General features: G+C 46.3%; 18 protein-coding genes and 2 pseudogenes. 2 read left to right on the plus strand and 18 right to left on the minus strand.

The window, feature by feature from the left end; all coding sequences use genetic code 11:
- Window positions 1-240 precede the first annotated feature (240 nt).
- The 9 genes and pseudogenes from CRG97_RS16805 to CRG97_RS16845 all read right to left on the minus strand — a co-directional run bounded on the left by CRG97_RS16805 (window position 241) and on the right by CRG97_RS16845 (window position 7,651).
- Entirely contained in the window at window positions 241-1,467 is a 1,227-nt protein-coding gene (locus tag CRG97_RS16805) for a copper amine oxidase N-terminal domain-containing protein (RefSeq protein ID WP_098745331.1), read from the minus strand.
- Between the two features lie 340 nt (window positions 1,468-1,807).
- Window positions 1,808-2,170, minus strand: coding sequence for a hypothetical protein (locus CRG97_RS16810; protein WP_098745333.1), 363 nt, complete (start codon window positions 2,168-2,170; stop codon window positions 1,808-1,810).
- A gap of 12 nt (window positions 2,171-2,182) precedes the next feature.
- Window positions 2,183-2,296, minus strand: a pseudogene (locus CRG97_RS34255) (putative immunity protein); the annotation flags it as partial.
- A 677-nt stretch (window positions 2,297-2,973) separates the two neighbouring features.
- Window positions 2,974-3,595 (minus strand): annotated as a pseudogene (locus tag CRG97_RS16815) (NAD(P)-dependent oxidoreductase).
- Entirely contained in the window at window positions 3,592-3,807 is a 216-nt protein-coding gene (locus tag CRG97_RS16820) for a hypothetical protein (protein ID WP_098745336.1), read from the minus strand. Before CRG97_RS16820 ends, CRG97_RS16815 begins: the two are co-directional and overlap by 4 nt.
- A gap of 186 nt (window positions 3,808-3,993) precedes the next feature.
- Window positions 3,994-4,707, minus strand: a complete 714-nt coding sequence (locus CRG97_RS16830; RefSeq protein ID WP_098745339.1) for a VOC family protein — start codon at window positions 4,705-4,707, stop codon at window positions 3,994-3,996.
- Entirely contained in the window at window positions 4,704-5,591 is an 888-nt protein-coding gene (locus CRG97_RS16835) for an RNA polymerase sigma-70 factor (RefSeq protein ID WP_098745341.1), read from the minus strand. The genes CRG97_RS16830 and CRG97_RS16835 overlap by 4 nt, the downstream gene beginning before the upstream one ends.
- Before the next feature lie 27 nt (window positions 5,592-5,618).
- Window positions 5,619-6,893, minus strand: coding sequence for a phytoene desaturase family protein (locus tag CRG97_RS16840; protein WP_114149309.1), 1,275 nt, complete (start codon window positions 6,891-6,893; stop codon window positions 5,619-5,621).
- A gap of 269 nt (window positions 6,894-7,162) precedes the next feature.
- Window positions 7,163-7,651: a DUF6022 family protein gene (locus CRG97_RS16845; protein WP_098745344.1), complete on the minus strand. Its 489-nt coding sequence runs from the start codon at window positions 7,649-7,651 to the stop codon at window positions 7,163-7,165.
- A 151-nt stretch (window positions 7,652-7,802) separates the two neighbouring features.
- On the opposite strand from CRG97_RS16845, the gene CRG97_RS16850 reads away from it, so the two are divergent.
- Entirely contained in the window at window positions 7,803-8,501 is a 699-nt protein-coding gene (locus CRG97_RS16850) for a MerR family transcriptional regulator (RefSeq protein WP_098745347.1), read from the plus strand.
- A 155-nt stretch (window positions 8,502-8,656) separates the two neighbouring features.
- On the opposite strand, the gene CRG97_RS16855 is transcribed toward CRG97_RS16850, so the two are convergent.
- From CRG97_RS16855 to CRG97_RS16895, 9 genes are all read right to left on the minus strand, one after another.
- On the minus strand, window positions 8,657-8,827 hold the full coding sequence (locus CRG97_RS16855; protein ID WP_098745350.1) for a DUF4855 domain-containing protein: 171 nt from the start codon (window positions 8,825-8,827) through the stop codon (window positions 8,657-8,659).
- Window positions 8,828-8,836: 9 nt separating this feature from the next.
- Window positions 8,837-11,818: an NPCBM/NEW2 domain-containing protein gene (locus CRG97_RS16860; protein WP_161952948.1), complete on the minus strand. Its 2,982-nt coding sequence runs from the start codon at window positions 11,816-11,818 to the stop codon at window positions 8,837-8,839.
- Window positions 11,819-12,282: 464 nt separating this feature from the next.
- Complete coding sequence (locus tag CRG97_RS33705; protein ID WP_237566457.1) at window positions 12,283-15,321, minus strand: DUF4855 domain-containing protein; 3,039 nt, start codon at window positions 15,319-15,321, stop codon at window positions 12,283-12,285.
- Window positions 15,322-15,620: 299 nt separating this feature from the next.
- Window positions 15,621-16,895 (minus strand): Gfo/Idh/MocA family protein, encoded by a 1,275-nt coding sequence (locus CRG97_RS16870; protein WP_098745358.1) that lies wholly within the window; start codon window positions 16,893-16,895, stop codon window positions 15,621-15,623.
- 96 nt (window positions 16,896-16,991) lie between these two features.
- Window positions 16,992-18,674, minus strand: a complete 1,683-nt coding sequence (locus CRG97_RS16875) for a response regulator (protein ID WP_098745360.1) — start codon at window positions 18,672-18,674, stop codon at window positions 16,992-16,994.
- Window positions 18,675-18,686: 12 nt separating this feature from the next.
- A complete protein-coding gene (locus tag CRG97_RS16880) occupies window positions 18,687-20,417 on the minus strand; it encodes a histidine kinase (protein WP_098745363.1) in 1,731 nt (576 codons plus the stop codon).
- 39 nt (window positions 20,418-20,456) lie between these two features.
- Window positions 20,457-21,341 (minus strand): carbohydrate ABC transporter permease, encoded by an 885-nt coding sequence (locus CRG97_RS16885; protein ID WP_202618949.1) that lies wholly within the window; start codon window positions 21,339-21,341, stop codon window positions 20,457-20,459.
- Window positions 21,342-21,378: 37 nt separating this feature from the next.
- Entirely contained in the window at window positions 21,379-22,284 is a 906-nt protein-coding gene (locus CRG97_RS16890) for an ABC transporter permease (protein ID WP_202618950.1), read from the minus strand.
- Between the two features lie 115 nt (window positions 22,285-22,399).
- On the minus strand, window positions 22,400-24,064 hold the full coding sequence (locus CRG97_RS16895) for an extracellular solute-binding protein (RefSeq protein WP_098745367.1): 1,665 nt from the start codon (window positions 24,062-24,064) through the stop codon (window positions 22,400-22,402).
- 308 nt (window positions 24,065-24,372) lie between these two features.
- Between CRG97_RS16895 and CRG97_RS16900 the strand changes: the two genes are divergently transcribed.
- Window positions 24,373-25,233, plus strand: coding sequence for a helix-turn-helix transcriptional regulator (locus CRG97_RS16900; protein WP_098745369.1), 861 nt, complete (start codon window positions 24,373-24,375; stop codon window positions 25,231-25,233).
- Window positions 25,234-25,289 lie beyond the last annotated feature (56 nt).

The raw sequence follows: 25,289 nt of genomic DNA on the forward strand, positions 1-25,289 counted from the left end.
AACTACCGTATCCAGTTAGCTAAATGAACTCTATTTCTCTAGCTTGTCATTGAATGTTATTTCAACCTCTGATAGGCTAATCACGGATCTCAAGCTTTCGTTTCTGTAGTCCATACAAACCAGCAGCAATCGCCATAAAGATTGCGCTGGATGCCACGCCGAGTTGCAAACCGTACCGTTCGACCACCACGCCTCCGACGATGGGACCGATAATCTGTCCAGAGGCAAAAAAGCAGCTTCTTATTTCATGTCCTTCCAGCTTTTGAAATCGTGAATGGCGAAGCCGGCATAGCTTGCGTAGTGCGCCAATTGATTATGGGCGGACTGCAACTCTTTTTCCATCACTTCGCTGCTCATGGAATAGAATGAGACCCGCGGCCCCTCTTTGCTTTCGAGCGTTTCTACAGCAACAACAACTTTCTTCTTCAACGTGGAGGCTTCTCTCAGTATGGCCTGTGCATTCTTCACAATTCCATTGCTGCCTAACGCATGATTCCGATAATTCATGATGACTAGGCAATCGAACTTCTCCAGCATCCATGCGCTCATACTGTAATCCTTCCCCGGTACATTAATCGTATTTAGCCAAAACGGAACGTCGATCGCAATGTTCAATCCGCTCCCTTTGGTCTCTTTCTCGATCAGTCTTAAATTATCCATCCAGCTTTCAAGAATCGTCTTATTGTCCTTTGTCCATTCACTTAGCGCATAAGGTTCAATATCGAAATGCAAACCCGAAAAGCTTGCTTCCGGGCCAACAGCGGCGTTATAGGCTTTAACCCACGCTATAAATTTTTGAATATCCTCCTGCTTAGACCTATAGGCCCATTCGGGACGACCCTCAAGTGCCTCCACTTGAATTCCTTCGCTCTTCGCTTTTCGAATAAAGCCCTCATATATTGCTGGATCTATATCTCTATCAACCTGAAGGTAAATATCCGTTAACCCTTTTATTCTTGCAAAGCTTATAATTTTATCTTGATCCTGTTTCAGGATGTTGCTGTCCCATATCCATGTTCCTTTCGGAACACGAGCAACTGAGGTCATGATGCTCACCAGATTGTTTGAGGGCTGCCAATCCACAATTGAATGCAAGGCTTCACTAATAAAGCGAAGCGGAACCATCGTGCGACCGTTTTTGAGCACCGCCGACCCTTCAAAGTCTACTCTTTTTCCATTCACCAGTGCATGATTATCGCCAATCACCAATATAATGATGTCACGGTTAAGCAAGATCGTGATTTGTTTTAATTTTCCGTTCCATTTCGTATTTGCTCCGAGCTTGTCGGATACAAAAGCAAGTGGAACCATCGTAAGGTTGGTTTTTTGATCGACGTATGGGTGTTCATCTGGGAATTGTACTTCACGGCCATCCACGGATACTCGGACTTTAGAAGCGTAGATAGCGGGGGTAAACGCAGCTAAACATAGCATGATAGCTAACGTGCATACTAGCAATTTTCTCATGTGTGACTTCCTCATCTTATTTTTTTATTTTCCTTACTGTGCACGCAATGTTCGACAATGAGATTATAAGGTACGTAATAATTGGTAACAAGAACAACGACGCAACGAAGCGCCGTTGTTCTTCTGATACTTCCAAGTTATATATGGAGCTTCGGTTTCCAGCGTTATTTTTTGAGCGTAATCCTGCAGGTCTTCTATCCTTGATCCAGTATCGTTTTACGCCGAGAGCCGCATTAATAACATTCCTTTTTCACCAAAAAATAATAGACTTATGTTGTTTTTTATATCAAGACTATTTTAGACGGTGTATAACTGGTCGCCATACTTTTCACTTAAAAATTTATTGTGTGTGGGCCTCAAGAGCTTCTATAGCTGCTTCAATAGAAGCAATGCGTCTTTCAAGTAACGTCTTTTGAGGACTACATTCTTTAGCTTTTTCATACTGTTTTTCTACAGATGGAAGAATACCAATTATAACCTTTCGGGCTTCAAGGATGTTTTCCTTTTCGTATGAAAAATCTGCTCCATGCCAAGCATTTTCTAGACTATCTAAGGCGATTTTCACTGCATCCAGTCGTTTCTTAACGAGGGTTGCGTTTGTTCCTTTCTCAATCATATTCTTGTAGGCATGTTCTAGTTTGCTTAAAGTTGACTGCATCGATTTTATCAACAATGTTTGGCGTTCTGGGCTAACAGCTTTCATTTTTCTCACACCTCACTTCCTTATGTATTGTACTGAACGTAAGGCGCTGATCCCATAGGTCGCTGCACCCAACTCGTGAGCGATTACATGCGTCAAAGCCAGGGTCTGCCCGGCAGCGTGTGCGGCGTTAGCTTCAAAGGCGGCCTTACTTGAGTGAGTTCAATCACTCGACGATGGCGGTCTTCATTTGGTTGTGCTTGCACGAATTAATGTAGCTCATGTTGTGCGCAATCGGCTGCCTATATCGCAAGAAGAGGATAATCCGTATCCTGCAATGTACCGCCCGACTCATAGTGACGAAGCTAGGGTCTCCCATTACAAACCCCTTCCTTTCGATTCCAATATAAGTGTACAACATTTATGCAAGTGCAAAGATAAAACTGACATACCCTTGATTTCCCTAATATCAATATAAAAAGATTATCGAAGTACTTTAATGTTTTCTCTAAAGATTGTTTGAATCATATGAGGTACATTAGATCATTCTACTCTATTTGTAATGACACAATTATGGCTACAAAAATGATCTATCAGGTTTTTCGGCTTTGTTGATGTGTTTTTCAACTATAGTGCCCTTTAGCTCAATAATCTGTTGATGTTATTCAATTAGAAGCTCTTGTCATCGAGTCACAACAAGAACTTATATACTTAGAATGAAAAAAGCCGCGGTGTTCGCGACTTCTTATACTTGTATGTTCTTGTCCTCCGACATGGGTTCAGTCGTGTCGGAGGACAAGGTAGTGTGGAAAACAGTGAATGCATAACTTTCTCCTGCTCTGTGGGCAATTCCCCTCGGGCCGGGACTAATAAGCAATGCAGACACGCGATCTGACGAATACCTTGCTCTCGATCTGACAAAAAGCCAATGCTGCCGTAGCCGCAACGGAGATGACGCTGCCGTCTTGCGGCAGATAATCGCGTTCAACGCGATACGGGATTGGACGCTCCTCGTTTACTAGGTGAGTTGGACAGATGATCGTCCATTCCAGTTCCGTTGCTAGAAGGTTCTCCTATACGCTGCGATGTTCGGACGCCCCGCGGGTCGTCTTGCGTTTGGATTCGCCGGATTGGTATCGCAGCATGCGAGGGTCGGTTCGGCTCTGCAGGATGCTAGCCGTCCCGATCGTAACGATCCGCTTTACACCTTCTCTGCGCATGGCATCAATAATTAGCGGTAAAGGATTCCGATAAAACGAATCCCCCGTCCGTGCTTAGAGCGCTGACGACAACGTCGATTCCTCGAATCGATCGTTCGATATCGCTGCGATTTAGGACATCGCCTCGAATGATTGTTATATGGTCGTTCGCCCCGGCCAACTTCTCTGACGTACGCGCAAGCACGGTAACGCAATATCCCGCTTCCAATGCTTGAGCGACGATTCGGCTGCCGACTCGGCCTGTCGCGCCTAGGATCAGAACGTTCATGAGAAAGACCTCGCTGTCTCTTCTCCCTTTCGAGACTGTCTCGGGACAGCCAACACTTGCACGACGATCATGAGCGTATTTATCGCGATCATTCCAACGATAGCCAAGGAGAAGTCGTCCAAAATAGGCGAAATTGAGTTAATCGCGAGACGCAAATTCAGCGCCGCTATAAGTAAAGCGATGATCATAAGAGCGCCTTCTGTTTTTTTCATGCCATTCACTCCTATTATTCGATATATTTGCATGTGATACGTGCTATTATGAATCTGACTTATGTAATTGCGAAGTACATGGCGAAATTACCGCGCATCTCCCATTGAGTCGAATCTACGAACAGTGCGAATCCAGCCAAGAACACCTGTACCGCGATGCAGATCGAAAAAAGCACGTTCAATATGCTAAAACCTAGCCGCGCGAATGGAGTAGGGGTACGGATCCAATTGAAACTCCCCTTCTTTAGGATCGAGTATCGTCATTCGAATAGGGTAAACTTCCGGAATCTTCATCGAAGGATACCATCCGATCGCCATATCCCCCAGGATGAACATTCCGTGCTCATCACCGAGCATTTGAAACGTCTTTCCGTCTCCGATATAAGGCGTGACGTCAAATCGAGAATCTAGGCGCTGAATGGCCTCCGATACGCTGCCGCGAAGCGGAAAGCCGATCTCGCTGACATTCAGAATGGATTCGTGATCAAAAGGCTCTGTTGAGGCATTGTCCATTCGATGCCGAGCGATGAACTCCACCAGATTCCCCGAAGGATCTTCGAAATAGAAGGCATGCGCATCCGTTCCTTCGAAATATGCGATATCTTTATTTGCCTGGATTCCTGCGTATGGAAGGGGAACAGCGGAAAGCACCTGACAGCCTTTGGTCAGAAGCCAGCTTTTCGCTTCGCGAATTTGGTTCTCGGGGATATTCATTGCCAAATGATAGGACGGCAGTATCCCTCCCTCCTCCTCGTGAACGAAAGTCAATCGCGTTTCTCCGGCAATGATCGTGATTGAATGTTCCGATATATCTGCTAAAGCAAATCCAAGTTTTTCTGTGTAGAACACCTTCATTTCAGCTAACCGGGCGGTTCTCAGTTCCAATTCGATGATTCTCATCTTACTACCTCCTCCATATACTTGAGTTTGTCAGGATTTGCAACTACATAGATGGAATGAATCCGACTGTCCGAAGCCTCGAACGAATATACGTATGCAATGCGTCCATCGATCATCATTACGATTCCCGGGCTTCCGTTCACCGTAGTGATGATATAGGAATAATGGCTGTCCGGACGCCCGAACCAATCCATCCATTGCATATAAAACGGAATGACTCGCGTCGCTCCGATAACGGGCTTCTGCGCGGCCGGCGCTTTGCCACCTCCATCTGTATAATGGACGGCGTCAGGAGACAGCAACTGCAACAGGCGGTTCGCATCCCCCGCGATCACGCTTTGGATGAATTGCCGCACTTGCGTCTCCGTAACGGTGCTCGTTGCTATGTCCGGCGGTTCATCGCGGATACCTTTCTTGGCCCGATGGAAAATTTGCCTGCAATTGAAGCTGCTTTTCCCCACCATGCCTGCAATCTCGTCGTAAGGATATTGAAATATTTCCCGCAGGAGAAACACTGCCCGCTCGACCGCGCTTAGCTGTTGCAGAAGCATCAGATAGGCCGTTGAGATCGTTTCCCTTTGTTGATAAATTTCAGAAGGGTCCAAGCTTACTTCTTCAAGATACACGAGTGGCTCCGGCAACCAAGTCCCAACGTAAACTTCCCGTTGTTTCGCGGACGATTGCAACAGGTTCAGGCAACGGTTCGTTACGATTTTGCACAAGTATGCCTTTACGTTCCGGATATTTGCGTCCGAAGGCAATTGGTTCATCGCCAGGAAAGCATCCTGTACGATGTCTTCCGCATCCATGACGCTTCCGAGCATTCGATACGCCAGTGAGAACATTAACGTCCGATAAGTTTGATATAGTTGTTCCGTGTCCATACAGACCTCCTTTTCGAAATCGTCCGTCTAGTGCGCGAGAATATGGAGTGCAGCTCGCTTCGCGCTTGCTGCCGCCCCGCCTGCCAAATATTCACCGTGCGACACCCAATCTCCAGCCACGTATAAGCCCTTGATTTGAGGGACCGCAGGACCCGGATTCTCGACCCGCTTCATATGTGGAAAGTCATGAACAACCGTCATCTTGGGCAAATACTGCTCCGCCACCACTTCCCGTCTCCAACCGGGATGAACGAGATCCATTGCTTGCTCAAGTTGTCTGCGGTCTTCTTGCGCACTGCTTCCCTGCACCTGGAACTTGATCATTTGAAACACTTGAACGTCATCGTTCTCGCTGAGTTCTAACCCTTTGATTCGTGATGAGTTGATCATAAGGACCGGTTGATCGATGCCGTAGACGAATTGATGCTGCGGTGAGGGAAGTCGCCGGAGCCCAATATCCAAACAAGCGGCCGTAATCGGAATGGCCTGCTGCTCCCACGTCCGCAGCGAAGTCAGTTCGACAGATGGAACCAGCTTGCTTGCGATCTGCGGCGATGTCGTCAGGATCACGTAGGGAACCTCAATCGTTTCGCCATTCTCGCATCGAACTCGTTGCACCCGACCGTCATCATGCTCAACGGATTTGACTCTCCTGCCTGTAATCACGTCTACGCCGAGCCGACGTGCTTCCGAGCACATTTCCTCGATCAGGGATCCCCAGCCTTTCTTCAAATAATACACTCCAGTGATGGAACGCTGCATCTGTCTGAACAAGGGTCCCGCCACTTGTAAATCCGGAGCTTGCACGTATGTTCCTCCTCGGGCCAGTACGTACAGAAGATGACGTACCATCGGGCTTCTCACGTGCTCCTCCATCCAGTCTCGCAGACTCATGTGTGGAATCGTGGCCGTGTCAAGCTTGAGGATCTTTATGAGGATGGCTCCGAACCTATATTTGTCCGCCGCCGATAATAAGGGAGTCTTGAGCAGCGAATGGACCGCCGCAGGAAAAGGGTGCACCTGCTCTTTCCAGATTCCGTACGGCGTGAACTCGTCGACTTTTCGAAAAATATCCGGATTTAAGTTCAATTCTCGGAAAATGTCGTACGCATCCCCGGCATAGAGTGCATGCGAACCCAAGTTGAAGTGTATTCCGTCCTTCTTGTTCGTGATCGCCCTTCCCCCCGTCTGATTCTGACTTTCCAGTACGACGACGCGTTTTCCTCCTCTTGCCAAATAAAGAGCTGCGGTCAGTCCGGCAATACCTCCACCAACAACGGCCACATCATACTTTGCAATCATTCGAAGAAACCTCCTTCATGCGTTGTCATTAAACAAGACAGGAAGGAGGCCGAAAGTGTGACAAAGTGAAATCGGCGATACAGTAAAAAGAGCAACCCGAATAACGCAGCCCCATTGAGTTACGACAAGAAATTATTATACTTCAAAGAAAAAAGCCGCATATTATGCGACTTTCAAAGCGATTGCATCTGAGTTCCGCTGACGATCGCGCCAATATTCAGGTTTCATTGGGATTTGGACCTAAGCATGCTCTCCTTCACGATTATTTTTTATTCCTTAATCCGTCGAATGCCTCGCGCGATTTGTTCCCTCTCACATTCTTTCAGCGAATATAGTACAGGTGCCATAGGAATGTCGAACTTCAGATGAGAATGAGGGATTTCCGTCAATAAAGTTCCAATGGGTTGTTGACTATTCTTACTACGTATAACATTCCAGAAAATTCTGGACCTATTATCCTCGGTCCCCCATTTTTCAAGCGAGTTGCGAAATAGCAGACATTTCCCGATTACAAAATCATGCTCCTTGAGGGGTTCCGTTGTTTCGAAACCTGCATCTTCAAGGCTATCGAAGATTACGGGCATCAACTGGTCCAAATAAAGCCCATAGGCAGCATCCTCGATTTCACGAAAAGCGATCGTTAACTCATCAAGCATCGAATCGTATAGTGTTTTCCATACCGATTCGATATATTGATTACCTGCCCCGCAAATCTCCTCAATTGTCATGTCGTAACAGAATACTGGTTTTACAGTCATATATACTCCTCCTTGAATTGGATTATCTCCATCTTATAACATGTAAGCCAATTGGAAGGTTAGAGGATAAATTTGAAGGAAATCAATAAATAATCCAGAATAACATTACAACTGTTTTAATGTTGTGCATTGTTCACGAAGGTGGGATAACATGGGCTTTCGACCAAAAAAACTGGCAGAAAAATACGGGTTAAGCAGCAGCACCCTGCGGAACTACGAAGCGAAGGGGCTGATACCTCCTGCAGTTCGATCTTCAAATGGATATCGTATGTATACCGAACGGCATGAAGCTTATCTGGCATGTATTCAAGCCATGGCTGCCGGATTCGGTATGGAAGTTACGAGCGAGGTAATGCATTGTCTTGAGCGAAATGAGTTGAATGACGCATTGTGGATCGTCAGGGATCGGGAGGTCATGCTGCATCGGGAAAAAGCAAGTTTAGATCAACTGGTGAGGGAGTTAAAATCGTATTCTGAAGGTAATCGAGATCACGATTTTAACCACCATTTCAGCATACAAGAGGTTTCAAGACGGACAGGGGCTCCTAAATCGGCAATCCGTTACTGGGAGCAAAGCGGCCTGTTTACGGCTAAGCGAGACCCTGATAACGATTACCGTCTTTATAATGAAGCGCATCTCTTTAAAATTAGGATGTTTCAGGTACTGCAGAGCGCTGTTTATTCCGAGGAAACCGTGAACTTAAAACAATCCATTGCACGCTTAGATCTAGAGAACATCGAGCATGCGATGAAGCTTTCTGAAAGTATCCAGGCTTACCTGCACAAAACGATCAAACTCCAGATGCGAGCGCACTATTTTCTATATCGCTTAATTAAAGACCCATTGTAGTGTATAGATTAATAAACATCGACCGATTCAAAAGAAGCCATGGTAACAGTAGGATTATCGCTGTGACCATGGCTTTTATTTATTTGGAACTATAAGTTATCCGTATCATGCCACGAGGAGTATTTGTCATGAAAGACCTTGGTCCAAGTCCGAAATCAACGATAAACAAGCCGTTTGTTTTCGAATTCTCGCCAGTACATGCCGACAAGCTCCAGATAGGAATAGTTCGCCTCCTGCCATCCTTGGCGGACCTGATCCAGCCACCACTGCATCACTTTTATCCGGTTTTCGAACGCTTTCTCTCTGCCTTCGAATGTTGCGGACACTTTGGTTATTTATTTCGCTTTGTCAGCAATAAATTGGGCGTCCGCCCAACCGGCGTGATCATTGCCATTTCCATCGCCGGCATCGGTAACGATTAACTTCAATTGTTTCCTTCCACTAACATCAACATCAATAAACTTGGCCGGAGTGTCTCTTTTCATCATCCCGCTGTCAAACAATTTTTCCCCGTCGGCCCATACTTGAAAAGCTACGGATCCTACATCGTTTCTGTTTGCCTCCTGGTCAAGGCCTACGTAACATTGAAAGCGATTATACCCTTTCCCGGCAATGTCGTAAATGATTTCTGAATTAGCATGCGTTCCAATTCCTCTATCATAAGTGACAACGCCCGAATCACTTAACAATTCAATCGGGTTCCCTTCGACACTAGCATCTCGATGAATCGTTCCCCAGCCAGTCGTCGCGTAAATCCACGGAATGTCGCTTAAATACAATTGTGGAGTGATATTAAAATGAATCTTATACGTTTGCGTTACGGATCCATCTGCCGAGGTGACGGTAATCACGGTGGTACCCGGAAGTTGTTCCGCCGGTGAAATATCTACCTTGACATCGTTATTGGCCGGAATGACTTCCACCGTAGGTACATCCGATATCGTGCCTTCCAAAAATGTCATGTAGTAATCTTTGGTTACGTGATCAAAACTTGAGAAGGATTCCCCGTTGATCTTGATGTCATCTACTAACACCTCTTTCAACAACTTAGCTCCAGCCCAATCAGCATGAGTCGCACCATTGCCTACCCCACCATCCATTACTTCCAACGTAAGAATATCGACATCGGAAACATCAACATTGACATGCTGGGAATCCGCGTTATCTTTCATTACACCGCTATCATAGAGCTTTTTCCCATCTCCCCACACTTGAAAGATGACAGAGCCCCCCTGAGTTTCAACATCTAGTCCAATATCCGAGATAAACCTTGAAAAGTTCTTACCGATATAAAATGAAGCTTTAGAATATGCATGAACACCCAACCCCTTTTCATACCCTTTACCGTTCAGGGTGATCATATTGCCATCTCCTTGACCACTCCCGCCGACACTTGTATCCCTTTCAGCCGGACCCCAGCCGTTTGAAACGTTGCCGAAAAATGGCATGTCGCTGATAAATGTATCTTCCGCCTTAGGGGCGGACGGGACTTGCACGGAATATTCTGAGCGTACATGCCCCTGAATTTCCCCACCAGAAACGAACATGGCATCCGCTGTAAGATGACTCCAGCCAGCTCCAGCGTCTTGAGGCACCGTCACCTTCCAACTCACCTTAACGGAATTGTTTTTGCCTTCAGGTGGCATGGTTTGAAATGTGGTGTCCGAAGCGGGGATTACTGTCCATCCTTCCGGTACATTTAGATTGAGATCCAGGTTATGAACAGCCACTCTTCCATAATTGGTCAGCGTTGTTATGATCGTTGTGGTTTCACCTGGGGCTATAACAGAAGGACCGTCAAACGATATACCAACAGCCGCAGGCACCCCGTTCGGTGTTCCCGGTGTAACACGGTAGGTGACCGCTGAAAATGGTTCAACATCGGAAACGATTTTGCTGGCATAACTCATTGTTTGGCCAGTCCAATCATCTTCAGCCAAATAAACTGAAGCAGGTTTAAAACCTAATTTTTCCGGTTCAGCACTGATTGTTGTCGCTATAGTAGTCCGGTTGACCAATGTCATCATTTTGCTTCCGTCAGACAGCGATTTGACCCAAATTTCTTTGCCGTCATTATCGATAACTCGCTTAAATCCGTCAGTTGAAACCTCATTTCTCGTTTCCGGACTGACGCGATACATCATAATTCCGTGAGACGGAACAGAAGCGCTGATTTTGTCTGTGGTCGTAGTCGTTTCATGTGCCCAGAGATTCCGAACCGTATAGGTCTTATTGTCGTCAGAGGTTGGTATGCCCAATTGACTTAGACTTATCTCCATATTTGACGCACCATCGGTTGAGTTGAAGAACAACACGGCTTTGTCCCCATTGGCCATCGGTTTCAACAATACATAAGTACCGTCGTTTGGCATCTTGATGGGACGTCCCTGTATTCCGATCGGATCCTGATTCACCGCAGTCACTTCGCGATTGGCGTAAATATCTAAAATTTCTTGGGAGGCATTCAGTAAATCGGTACCCGAGAGTAATGGCGCAGCCATTATGGACCAAAGACTAAATTCGGTACGATATTCTTCTAAACTCATGCCCCCGTTACCGACTTCCAGCATATCGGGATCATTCCAATAACCCGGACCAGCATACGGATACAGTTCAACAGTCTTAAGGAAATGGACTAACATCCGTAGATACGTATCACTAATATCACCTGTTGTCCGCCACAGATTGCCCACCTGCTTGCCCCATATCCACGGATCATCGGTTCCCCCAACGCTCATACTGAAAACAATGTCCCGTCCTGTATCCGCAAGCGCATCGCGCATCTTCTCATAGCGTTCCTTTACCGGTCGACCCTGAGGGTCTCCACAATTATCATACTTTAAATAGTCGATTCCCCACTCGGCAAAACTTTGGGCATCTATCTTTTCATGGTCGAGACTCCCCGGATAATTGGCACAAGTCGTGGTACCTGCGCTTGCGTAAATACCAATTTTCAGACCGAGAGAGTGAACATAATCAGCGACTTCCTTCATCCCGTTTGGAAACTTCTCCGGATCGGGAACTAAATTGCCGTTTGCATCGCGTTGATTAAGCATCCAACAATCATCGATGTTGACGTACTGATAGCCCGCTTCTTTCATCCCGGAATCAACGATCTTTTTCGCCGTTTTCTTCACGAGATCGGCATTAACGTCACAATGAAAGGCGTTCCAACCATTCCAGCCCATCGGAGGCGTTTTTGCAAGCCCATTGTCAAGCGCATAGGCTTGCGAATGATTGAACCCTAACAAACCAATGACCAGTGTAAACAAAAACAAAAGCGTTACCAACGACTTTTGAAACCTAGGTTTGTTCATTGACATATCATCCTTTCTTTTATTGTATTCTCGTATGGAACTCTCGATTTTTGATCCCTCCTTTCGCTGCATCCGGCACAAACCATTTGGAGAACACTTTCGTAACGGCCATGCTGAAAACGCTTCCGCTTGGACTTATGATAAAGGGGGACTTACAGGAGAGCAAGCAGCATAATTTGATGTACTGTACTATTTTTTTCGTATGCTATATGAGACGTATTGTCCGTGAAAATCGCAAAAAAATAGAAAATGACACACGAAAAAAAGGCCATATCCGAACTGGACATGGCCTATAAGAACCTATATCATTCCCACGTTTCTTTTCTTCATACGTTGTATACCGCATGCTATTTGCATCACGCTGCAACAGAATTTGTCATGAAATGCCTTGGTCCAAGGCAGAAATCAACGAAAACAAGCCGTTTGTTATCGAATTCTGCGCTTGCCCGAGAAATAATCATCATTCACTGTGGCTTGTATTCAAATGTTAACTTCACGGGAGTCGACATACCTTCTATTGAGAGATAGGCATCGTTGGTTCCTTTTAGAAAACCGGTAAGCTTGATCGTGAATTGGAAACTTCCCGTTACTGTACTTGTCGTCTGGCCTTCATACCGAACTTTCCCTTTCGAATCGAGCACTTTCAAATTCACTTTGGACTGACTGCTTGCATCCATGACCAGACCATCAATCGTCAATTTTCCTGCGCTGACATCTGCCACAGCTCTTACGCCGTCGATCGGGGTTACCCCGTCGCCTCCCGCCAGGTTGTACACGCCAAACTCATAGAAGGAGTAACCATAATCCGTATTTCTTTCGAGCCCTTGAAATTTGACGTATCTGGCTTTGACCGGCTCAAAATGAACCGTTTCTTTTCCGTCACGTGCCGTAATCATTCCGTCATTGTCCTTGACCACGCTGATCCAGTTCTGCTTATCGTCAGATACAAGAAGTTTGTAGGTTTTAGCACGCGCAAATTCCCAGCTGATTCGTACGGTATCAAATTCCTTGGTTTCGCCAAGATCGACCTGGTACCAGCTATTATTCGTGTAATCACTGGCCCATCTTGTCGCTGGGAATCCATCTACTGCTTTTTCCGGTTGATAATTCGGGCTGCCGCCTTCTACCGAAGAAGCTTCCGCCTTTTTATTTTGCGCCAAGTTTCCAATGAGGTAATAAACGTCTTCCTTCAGCGCGTTGTACGCCGTTTCTTTTATAACGCCATCTTTCAACAAAATATCAAGTTCCTCGTTAAATCCTTTCAGATATTTGTCAAACTGTGTCGCATCCGTTCCTTCGTAGCGTTTCATTAGCTCTAGATAATTGTTCAAAGAACGAGGCGCTTCGGCATTCGTAAATTGATTTTGTTCTACAAATCGGTTCACCAATGTTTTCATGCTGTCCGCGTTTGCACGGGCATCGATGATATAAGACGTTTTCTGCGACTTGCCGGCCGTTACGGTAATAACCAATTCATGTTTTCCGGGTGCACCCGACAGATTTATGGTTGTTCCAGCCGTATAAGGCTTGCCGTCAAACTGAGCCGTCACTTTCGTCACGCCATCGTCATCCTTTAACTGCCACGTAAACTGGAACGGCTCTGTTTCATTTACCACGGCACCACTTTGAAGAGGTTGTCCATTTATTTGTACGGCTGCCTCCGGCGGAGCCGCATTATTGATTTCATATGTTCCATTCACATATTGATACAACCAATCATACAAAATGCGATTGGAAGGATCTTGGTTGACCGCCGCATTGTAAACGGCATTATTCCCTTGATAATAAGCTCTGAATCCGTTTTGCATCAAGCCGGTTTCAGCGCCGCTGTTCAAGTAGTCGATAAAACGCTCACGGAACACACCGTCAGTCAGCATCCGGTCATCAAACTCGACTTCATTGGACATGCCGTATTGCTTCGCCAGGTTGGCGGCATCCTCCAGACGGTCGTAGCCCATATCCTCGAAGAAATAGTTTGGCTGGAAGGCAGCGTTGTCAAAGCCAACGTCCTTCCACATAAACGCTTTGTATGCCAAAGAATGCGGAATCCAGAAAAATTTCAGATCCATATCATGGACTTTGCCGCTTACTGCTTTAATCAAATCCGGGCCCGTATCGCTTGTGCTGATTTGTTCTTCCAGCCAGTACATGCCGACAAGCTCCAGATTGGAATAGTTCGCCTCCTGCCATCTTTGGCGGACCTGATCCAGCCACCACTGCATCGCTTTTATCCGGTTTTCTTGCGCTTTCTCTTTGCCGACAACCGAGTCTCTGAAGCTTTCGGATACCCCGTCACCGTCAACGTCACCAAAGTCGTTTACGTATTCCCCCGGGTTCGGAATCATGAGCACAACCTTCATTTTATGATCAGGCTGATTCAGCTTGGATCCGACTTCCACTGTAGCCTCATTTAACTGCTGCATATCCCCTGCGGCTGCGAAGGTTTTATCCAAATACCAATTCCAGTCCTCCAGAATCGTTTGCCCGACACCGAAGTCACGGCCGGCAGGCGAAGCCAGTCCGAGATATAATATCCCGTCAAAAAACCAGTCGATAGGCTCGCCATCTTTATTTACATAACTGATATTAGGGATGATCCGTTCCTTGTTCCAATCACCCAGACCATTTGGATATTGTCCGTTATAAAGCAGTCCGAGATTGCGGATGCCTCCAGTGGCTTCTCCCGGGGCCATAAACTGCGGATGCTCGGCAGGGACCTTTACGGCCCCGTCAGCCTGCCCATCGGTGCCCCGAATTTCGATCTCATCAATATATGACCATTGTGTTGGATGCATCGTAAAAGTGACTTTGACATAACGGGCATACGCCAGCTTGCCGTTCGGATTCCCGCCTTTGATTCCATCCCGGCTGCCGTCCCATTCAAAGATCTCCTGTCTTGGCGGTCCTTCCCCCCAGAGCAGTTGGGTGGCGTTATGGGACAACAGTCCCCAATTTTCTTTATCGTCGGAGACATACATGGATACCGTCAAAGGTACGAGGATCGAGTTGGTAGGATAATCTTGGAAAAAGTGTGCTGTAATCTTTCCGATTGATTTTTCCTCACCGAGATCAAAGACGACTTCCCGCGTTTTTCCACGTTGATGCCCTACCCATGCCGGGTCATTCATATCCAATGTGCCGTATTTTCCATCCGTAAGCTTGTACTCGCCGTCAGGACGCGACGTGTCTGGCTCCTCAGACCATTCATAAGGAAGGCCGGCCGCAAGATTGCGGAATTGCGTCTCCTCCACTGCCGAAGATGCTGCCACTTGGTTTGGACTCGGAGCTGATCCTGCCTGTTCCGCTGCTGGTTCCCCAGCATCCGTCGGTAGATCTGGTACGAACTGTGGATTTCTTGCCTCATTTCCTTCCGGCTGGCCTGCATCGCCTGCCTGTGCAATCATCACTTCCGGAACAGGCGTTTTCGCCTGGACCGCAGAAACCGGGGCCATCAGCAATACGGCTGCCATCAGGACGGTTCCCCATTTCTTATTCAAATTCATTTTGGTCAACTCCTTTTTTGTTCTCAACTGAAAGAAATGCCTGAAATCTTTACCCCATTGTGATGAATACCTGAATCGATCCCCCCTTTCAAGAAATCTGGCAAAAGCCTTTGTTGGAATCGCTTTCAAAAATAAAAAATTCATATACCCCATTTCCTTTTTCTTTGCTCGCGAACTTGTACGGCGTCCGGGGTACGCACTTCCAAACCCCCGACGCCGCGGATGTCCGCCATGGTTACTGCACGGCAAGTAATTCTGTTCTATTTGCCTTTGCCGGAGAGTTCCACAGATTTCAACAATTAAACTCCCGCTTCTTCCTTCTCATACATCTCTGTCAGCTTTATGCTTCTGCCTTGCTCCAAGCGAGATCGTTCGGAAGCGAACGCTATCAAATGGCTTTGCAAGGAAGCTGTAGCCGATGTGAGGCCTTGAGACGGGTTGCGGTCGAACTTATGTACATTTTTGAGGAAGGAACCCACCATGCGCTCATCGCCTCCGCCGTGGCCGTCTCCCTGCACGCTGCATTTAATTTCAATCTCTTCGCCCGTCGCATAGCGGTACAGCGTAAAAGAGCCTTTATCCATGTCGCCAATGATCTCTCCCTGCGTGCCCATAATCTGCACACGGCGAGTAGCGCTCTTGGTTAATCCCGACATAATAAAGTTAGCGTTGGCGCCGCTGGCAAATTCCATATTGACGACCTGATGGTCGACAACATTGTTATCGCAGCGATAGACGCAGCGGCCGAACGGTCCTTCCTTAAGCGCACGGATAATGCCTTCCTGTGATAAATCGTGCGTCATATAGCGCGCCCAATGATCGGCAGGTTGCTCCAAATACATTTTAATCGCTGAAAAGGCACATTCCCTCTCTGCTTCGCAACCATCGATGCAACGGTCCGTTGCACCCTCCGGCGCGTTCTCGGCTTTAAAATGAAGCAAAGAGCCAAAGGAGCTGACCGCTGTGCACGGCTCATCCATCATCCAGGAGATCAGGTCCAGGTCATGGCAGGACTTGGCCAAAATCATCGGGCTTGTTTCCTCGGAATTGCGCCAATTGCCGCGTACGTAGCTATGAACCATATGGTGATAGCCTACGTTTTCGGTCAGCTGAATGGTGCCGATTGCGCCCAGTTCCCCATCCTCGATGCATTTCTTGATGCCCGACCAGAACGGGGAATAGCGAAGCACATGCGTGACCACCAGCAAACGCTTATGCTTAAGAGAAGCTTGCTCCAGTTCTATGCATTCCTGCACATTCGGCGACATCGGCTTCTCCAGCATGACATGGTAGCCAAGCTCCATCGCTTTCATTGCTGGTATATAATGCATCCGATCAAGCGTGCAGATGATCATCACGTCGGCTATTTTTCCCTGCTCGAATGCTTTTTCCCACGAATTGTAAACGTGTTCTTCAGTGATTTGATGAATCTCTGCAAAGCGTTGTCTGCGTTCATCATCCGGCTCGGCTACCGCAACAAACTTCAGCTCATTCGGAAATTTTTCCGCATACGGTCCATAGATGTATCTTCCTCTACTGCCTGCGCCTAATAGTACAGCTGTTAATGTTTTCAATGCTGCTCCCCCTTGCCTATACAATTGCATCATAATTACATTGTAAGGGGTGATTCCGCGCATCAAAATAGATCATTGCTTACATTCCATATACATTTATTGACCTTGCTGCATCGTTTCGGCTCGGGCCGTCCGAAAATCCTGCGGCGTCATATCATTTTGCTTCTTGAAGAAGCGGATAAAGGCCAGCGCTGAATTGTAGCCGAGCTTGGCGGCAATTTCATTGACCTTCATGGATGTATTGAGCAGCATGTCCTTTGCAATGACATTACGGTAATCATTTACGTATTTAGAGAGTCCAATTCCCGTGATCTGCTTGTAAAGCCTTGATAAATAGGATGGATTCAAGCTGACATAATCCCCAATAGCGGTTAGGGATATATCATCCGCAATATGCTCCTCTATATAACGATGCACCTTATTGACGACCTCCGCCGGCAGCTCTGTTCCTCTAATTGCATTCCATTCAAAAAAGCAGTCCGCAATTTGCCAATAGTATGGAATGAGCTCCGTCCATGAAGCGGTCTCCTCCTGGCGGAACAGCATATCCAAATTAATCTGGGTATTCATATAGTCTCGCATATCTTTATTTTTGTGCAAATGCGCCAGAAATACCGCAGATAGGAAATGGTACAACTCAACCTTGCGCTCATAAGGAGTGTCCGGATCGTTCCAGATGTCTGTCAATTCAACAAATAGATGATTAAACTGCTCGCGGTGATTATTTTCAAGACAGCTCATCAGCAGCTGTACGCGAGCGTGTAAAAAGCTGTCATGATAGCTTTTCGCCTTCTCTTTTTCTTCGGACTTTTGAATATCTTTATCCGTCATGATGACCTCATGGAACAAGCCATGGCCTTGCATAAGACCGTATTTCATCGCATGAAAACGATCCGACAGCCGATTCCATGGGACAGCCTCGCTGCCAATAAGAAAAGATACGGAGAGGCTCAGCAACTTTTTGCTGGTCGCCTGGATCGTCTCCAAATTGCCGCTTACATAGCGGTATGCTCTGGTCCATTCCATAGTACCGATATCCGCCGTTAACTCCGGACTAGCTTTAGGCTGAAAGATCCAGACCATTTTGTTCATATCAAATACGACGGAGAAGCAGCGCATATGGGCGGATAAATACTCATCGCCGATATTTTGCAGAGCGTAAGCGAGCAAAGCCTTATCCGGAGCCGTGAACATTTCCTTCCAGGCATCGATCCGACCAATCAGTAAATAGACAGGCAGCGATGCGTCGAGCGGAATGTCAATTTCCGCAAAAGCGTCCCGAAGCTGCTGCTCCGTCATTGTCTTGCCTTGAAATAAGCCCCAGATATATTCCTTCTGCAAGGAAGGCATTGCTATTCTCATTTTGGACTGGGCACGCAAGATCATTTGCGCCTGATCCTGTTCCTCTTCAATTTCCTCTATCGCCCGTTCAACGGTATGAATGATCTTCTCGTCGCTTTCCACTTTCAGCAAATAATCAAAGGCGCCAAATGAAAGGGCGCTCTTCGCATAGTGAAAATCATTGAACCCTGTCAATAAAATAACTTTGCACGCCGGCCACTGCGATTTTATTTCCTGCAGAAGCTCAATGCCCTCTATGCCGGACATCTTAATGTCCGAAATCACAATATCCATCCGGTGATGTGACAGCACCTCAAGCGCCTCTTCGCCGGAATAGGCCTTCATGACTTCAAGCTCCAAATGCTCCGTCTTCTCGAACAACTCCAGAAGACCATCTACAATAATCGGCAGATCATCCACGATTAAAAGCCTGTACATGGCGATTCCTCCTTAGCTCATGCTCAGTTTAATAATAACTTGAAGCCCGCCAAGCTCAGAACGTGATACGGTAATCCCATACTCTTCTCCATAACGAAGCTGAATTCTGCGATGAACATTAAGCATGCCCGTTGTCTCCTCAATCTGGTTGGTTGAATAACGCAGCCTCTTGCCAAGCGCTTCGATCTCCTCGTCCGTCATGAACTCGCCGTTATCTTCTACATAAATGTAAAAAGCATCATTTTGCAGCTTGCTGTGCACCCATAGCTCGCCCGTGCCGCGCATATTGCCGAGGGCGTACTTGTAAGCATTTTCAATAATAGGCTGCAAAATCAATCGGGGGACTTCAATCGGCTGGGCTTCGACTTCAAACAGCACTTGGATTCGATCCCCGTAACAGATCGACTGCATCTCCACATATGTGCGGGAATGCTCAAGCTCCATCTCCAGCGGGATGTCGTCATCATGTTGGCGTGTAATGAACTGAAAATATTGCCCGATGTATAAACAGAACTGGTAGGCTTTTTCCTTCTGGCTATCGGATTTAATCAAGCGGCAAAGCACGAAAAAACAATTATATAAAAAATGAGGATTAATTTGCGATTGCAATCTTTTCAGCTCCGAACGCTGGTTGCGTATTTGCTGCTCATAATTTTCCTCAATCAGTGTTTTCAAAGATTTCACGGTATCGTTAAAAGCCTGGTATAAATAGCCGAACTCATCCTTCCTGCGGTCGATCAAGATCGGCTCCAGCTCGTTTTGCTGCATGCGGCGGAAGGAACGCACCAGCTTTAACAACGGACGGTATATTAACCGGACTATAAAATAGGTGAAGAATAAAAAAATAAAAACAGCAAGCGCGCAAGCCCACCAAAACAAAGCTTTATATACCTGGAGCGAACCGAGAATCATCTCTTCCGGTATGCTCGTTACCATGTATGAATTCCAGAGGCTGGAATACTTGAATACGGTTAGAAATCGCTTATTTTTATAATGGATCGTATCATAGCCTTCATCCATTTTTGCTGCCTGCTTCTCAAAAGCCAGCTGCTTCATCAAATCATGCAATTCAAGATCGGAGCCGCTATTGATTTCCAGACCGCGCTCCAGATTAAACAATACGGTCTGGCCTCCTCTGCTATTGCCGATTTGCGCTAAGGTTTCTTTAATTTTGCCCGTTGAGAGCTCTACGCCTACCACATAGAGCGGGTCCTTCTTGCCTGCAGGGTACTGCATCGTGATAAACAGCCGGTCCTGCCAATAAATAAAGGGCTCCGTATACAGCTTCTTCTCTGGCTGCATCGCTTCAAATTCTTCCGCGTTCAGCTTGGTTTCAAAGCTGTTGCTCAGCACCGTGCGCTCGATATGCGGAATGTACGCCTTCGCCTCGCGAATGAACGGACTGGAATTTTTCATCAAATCCAGGCGGTGCTGAATATCCAATATTTTATACGACCGATCATAAGAGTTCATCTGCTCGCCTGTCGCCGCCACTTCCATTAAATCCCTGTCCATGACGTAGTTAGGCAAATATCGGCTGATCCGGTCTGCTTCCTGATCTAAGGAGTCTAAATAAAACCGCGTCGTATTCAAAATCGAATCGGATATTTCACTGCGGATATGATTGGCCCCTTGCTCATTCATCATCCAGGTAATTGCCATAAGCGGCAGTAAGGCCGCCAAAAAGGCAGCCATAATTTTTTTGAATATAGAGGAATCCTGTAAAAAGAATATACTTTTCATCGTCTGTTCTCCTGTGCCCGAGATCTACGACCTTCCTCTCTATTCTTTTACACTTCCCAATACAATGCCTTTGATGAAAAACCGCTGCAAGAATGGATAGACGATAAGAATCGGGAAAGCCGCTACGAAGATTTGTGCCGCCCTGCTTGTACGGTCAGACAGCTGGAGCATGAGTTCCACATTTTCTGATTTAAGAAATCGGAAATCCATCTTAATAATAACGGTTTGCAAGAAAGTTTGCAGCGGGTAATTTTCCGGGTGATTCATATAAAGCATGCCGTCGAACCAACTATTCCAATGCCCTACCATCGTAAACAGCCCCGTTGTCGCCAATGCGGGCAACGATAGCGGAACATATATTTTCCAAAGTGTTGCAAAATGCCCGGCTCCGTCAATCCGTGAAGCATCCTCAAGCTCCCTGGGCAAATTGCGGTAAAAGTTCAATAGCAGGATGACGTTAAACACGTTAATCGCCATAGGAAACACCAGCGCTCCGAGAGAATCGATAAGTCCCAAGCTTTTAATCGTCAAATAGGTAGGAATAAGTCCGCCGTTAAACAAAATCGTAAAAACGAAAATCCAGGCATAAACGGTTCTTAGACGAAACGTATTGCGGTCCTTGGATAAAGGATAAGCCGTAACAATCGTTAACAGCATGCTTAATGCCGTCCCGACAACAACCCGTTGAATAGAGATGCCAAAGGCTCTTAAATATTCAGGCTTGCCGAACACGTTATCATAAGCCGCCGTTGTAAATTCTACAGGCCACAGCGCAACCTTCCCGGCTGCCGCCGCCGAACCCGAGCTAAAGGATATCGCCAAAATATGAATGATCGGCATTAAGCATAAAAAAGATATAAACGCAAGAAAGATCAGATTGCAAACTTGAAAAGCCCTTCTTCCGAATGACGGTTTAATAACCACGGTCAGTCTCCTTTCTGAATCACCGACTTTTCATCTATTAGAAAATACGGTAATTCGCTAGTCGGTATGCGAGTACGTAGGATACGGAAATGAAAATAAAGGATACGACGGATTTCAATAAGCCGACAGCTGTGGCAAATCCGAACTGGGCTTGCTGGATCCCCATGCGGTAGACGAAAGTATCGATGATATCGGCACTTTCATAAACCGGTGCGCTGTACAGGTTAAATATTTGATCAAATCCGGCATTCAGCACATTGCCGATATTAAGCGTAAGCATTAGAACGATGATCGGCATCATACCCGGCAGCGTCACGTGAAGCGTCTGTTTCCAGCGGCCCGCGCCATCGATTTGAGCGGCTTCATAAAGCGTAGGATTAATTCCTGTCAGCGCCGCCAAATAAACAATGGTCCCAAATCCAAATTCTTTCCATACATCGGAGATGACCATGACATAAGGAAACCAGTTATTGTCGCCAAGAAAGAATATCGGCTTCATGCCGAACCATCCAAGCAGCTGGTTCAATATGCCGGAGGAAGGAGACAAAATATCGACCAAAATACCGCTCAGCAGTACCCAGGATAAGAAATGGGGCAGATAGACCAGGGTTTGGAACGTTCTTTTCATCCATTCTCTTCGCAATTCATTAAGCAAAATCGCAATGGTGATCGGCACGAACAAACCGGCAACGATTTTCATTACAGCAATGTATACCGTGTTAAAGAAGATGCGGCCGATATCCGGATAATCCATTAACAGCTGGAAGTTCCTCCATCCGATAAACGGGGAGCCAAACAACCCTTTATTCGGCACATATTTTTGAAAAGCCATCAAGATTCCTGTCATAGGAATGTAACTAAAAATAACAATCATAGCTAAACCCGGCAGCAGCATCAAATGAAGCGGCCATTCCTTCTTCCACATGCGCGTCAGACTATTCATATCTTCACCTCGCTGATTCACTTTTCATGCTGTGCGCATTCCCTGCTCAAGAACCTGATTGTTCTTGAAAAAAGGAGGGATTGCATCGATTCAATCCCTCCCTGCGCTACAGATCCTATTGAAGCGATTTATACCACTCGTTAACTTCTTTCGTGATTTCATCGCCGCCAAGCTTCTTCCACTCTTCAACGAATGTATCGAACTCGTCTACGGATACTTGATTCATCATGATTTTGATAAATATTTCATCACGTTTCTTCGTTAAGATTTCTTGACGGTCTGCCATCGTCGGAGTAGGCGCTCCGTAGAACTTGTTTTGCAAGTATTGCTTGTTCTTTTGAATTTCTGGAATATGCGAAAAGGCTCCATTAGGACCAGAGATTATATACTCCCACCACATGCTTGTATCGCCTTCAACGTATTGCATGGCGCGTGCATAACGCGTTTTTTGGTCTACTGTCTCAAGGATGCTTTCGTCTTTGTTTTCAATGGCTTTAGGCAGAATTTCGCCGTTATTGTCAGACTGTTTGCCTACACGAAGCGGGTTAAGCAGCCAGTAGTTGTTGCCTTTTTCCACAGGGTCTTTGCCATACGTGTATACCTTCTGCTCTTCTGTCGGATGATTGTCAACAACGATCCATTGGTTTAATAAACCGACCACGCCTTCCGGATGCTTGGCTTTTTTAGAGATAACATAGTACTCATCAACGCCAAGGCCAATTTGATTCAATGTAGGCTTATTATCTATGGAAGGGATAGGGAACACTCCCCATTCTTGAACAACCTTGCCGTCTTTCACAGCCCCTTGCGCAAGCTGCGCCGGTGTCCAGGAAGCGCCAAATACCATGCCGATGCTGCCGTCGTAGATGAGCTCGGCAGCTTTTTCCGTATCTTTAACCGCAAACTCAGGATCGATCAACCCTTTTTTGAACATGTCTTGCAGCGCTGCAAGAGCCTGCTTCATCTCGGGCTGAATATCACTGTTCATCAAACCGCCGTTCCCGTCTTCCATCCAAATATTTTCATAAGCATGATAGCCGTTCAAGAACGCTCTCAGACCGGTAACACCTGTCTCTGTACTAAATGGGTTCTTGCTGACCGCAATACCGAAAGCTTGTTTTGTCCCGCCAGGATTCTTGGTTTTGAACGCTTCGGCAATTTTAATGAAATCATCCATTGTTTTAGGTTCAGGCAAGCCAAGTTCTTTCAGCCAGTCGGTACGAACGAACAAGAATTGATAGTTGAACGGGTTGTATGAGCTTGGAATACCCATCATTTTCCCGTCGATCATCGCTGTTTTCATCTGCATGCCGCCGTCCATGGTCAGAAACTTTTTCGTCTCTTCCGTAGCATGCTGATCATAAATCTCTGTCAAATCCATAATCATATCCGCTTCAGTAAGCTCTTTAAGCTGTGCGGCGTTTACAAGCAAGAAATCCGGAAGATCGTTGGAAGCGATAGCAATTTTTACTCTCTCTTTAAATTGGCTTACATCGGCAATCCACTTGTTTGTAATTTTGACACCGATATCTTTTTCATAAGCGTCATAAACTGAGTTTTTGTCGAAGTCTTCACCTTCGTCAAATTTCAAGTAAGGATCGCTTGGCGAAACCGTTGAAACCTCAATGATATCATTGCTGTTTCCTGTGCCTGTTGTTTCAATTGGTTCCTTGGAATTTCCAGGTGGTTGGTTTGGCTCAGACGACGATTTGAAGCCGCAGCCTGAAATCGCCAATGCAAGCGTCAAGGAGATCATGACAAGTGCCTTTTTGCTCTTCAAATTTTACCCCTCCGGTACATTTCGTTATAGTTTCGCTGCAAATGATACTGCAGTATTTCATATTTCAAGTATAAAAAGAAGCCCCCCGCTGTTCTATATACTAGTCTTTACTTTCGTATACACCTCTTGACACCAGACAAAAATAAATATTTACTGTGTTTGATGTATACAACGGCTGCGTTTACTTTTCATTTAGAAACACCTCAAAATGTATGTATGAAAGTAAATAACCGTATCTGGTTGAAGGCATCCCTTGTCTATATACTTAGCATATAAATTCATGATTGTCTGGAGGCCATTGGATCATAATGAAACTTCATATTGCTTATGATCATCCCATTGCTATCAATGCTTTCGAATGGACCCCTGCCACTTATCGACAGCCACCTCATGTGCACGCGAGTCTGGAGATCGGCCTTTGTTTAACAGGCAAAGGCTATTTTTTCTTCGGCAACAAACAATATGCAGCTAACCCTGGCGACTTGTTCCTGGTCAATAATGAGGAACGGCATATTGCCCAATCTGCCGCCGACGACCCCAGCCGCTATCTTTTTATTAACTTTGATCCTGCGCTGCTGCTAGCGGAGGAACCCGGTCTGCTGCTGCCATTTTCCTATCGCTCCACTCATTTTTGCAATCATATTATGGGCGGATCGCCCCTCGCCAAACAACTTACTCCTTGGATGCTGGCTATTGCTGAAGAACTGCGGGTGAAGTCCCCAGGTTATTTGGTCATGGCCAAAAGCGCGCTCATTCAGCTGTGCGGACGTCTTCTTCGACATTACAACGGTTTGCTAACCGATGATGAGCGTCATCATATGGTACATTCCGTTCGCCAGGTGCACTCGCTTGCTGCTTTGGTCGAGCATCGTTACAACGAGCCGGTTAGCTTAGGGGAATTGGCTGATGAACTTGGTTTAAGCGTCTCTCGAGTGAGCCGGGCGTTTCTGGAAACGACCGGTTATCGTTTCTCGGAGTATGTTTCCTTACTGCGTATCCAGGCTGCCAAGCGGGAATTGGCGGGAACGGACAAAGCTGTTGCTGATATTGCATTCGAATGCGGCTTTCAAAGCTTGCCGACCTTTTACCGCGTTTTTAAAGACACTGTCGGCCTGTCTCCGAACCGTTATCGGCAATCTATGGGGATTACGAAAATGAGCAAAAAATGAGAATAATGCTTTCATGATTTGAGAAGCCATTGCCGGCATGGCTGGTTATAATCAAG

This window comes from Paenibacillus sp. EZ-K15 (genome assembly GCF_002573715.1).
Lineage (GTDB): Bacteria > Bacillota > Bacilli > Paenibacillales > Paenibacillaceae > Paenibacillus_AQ.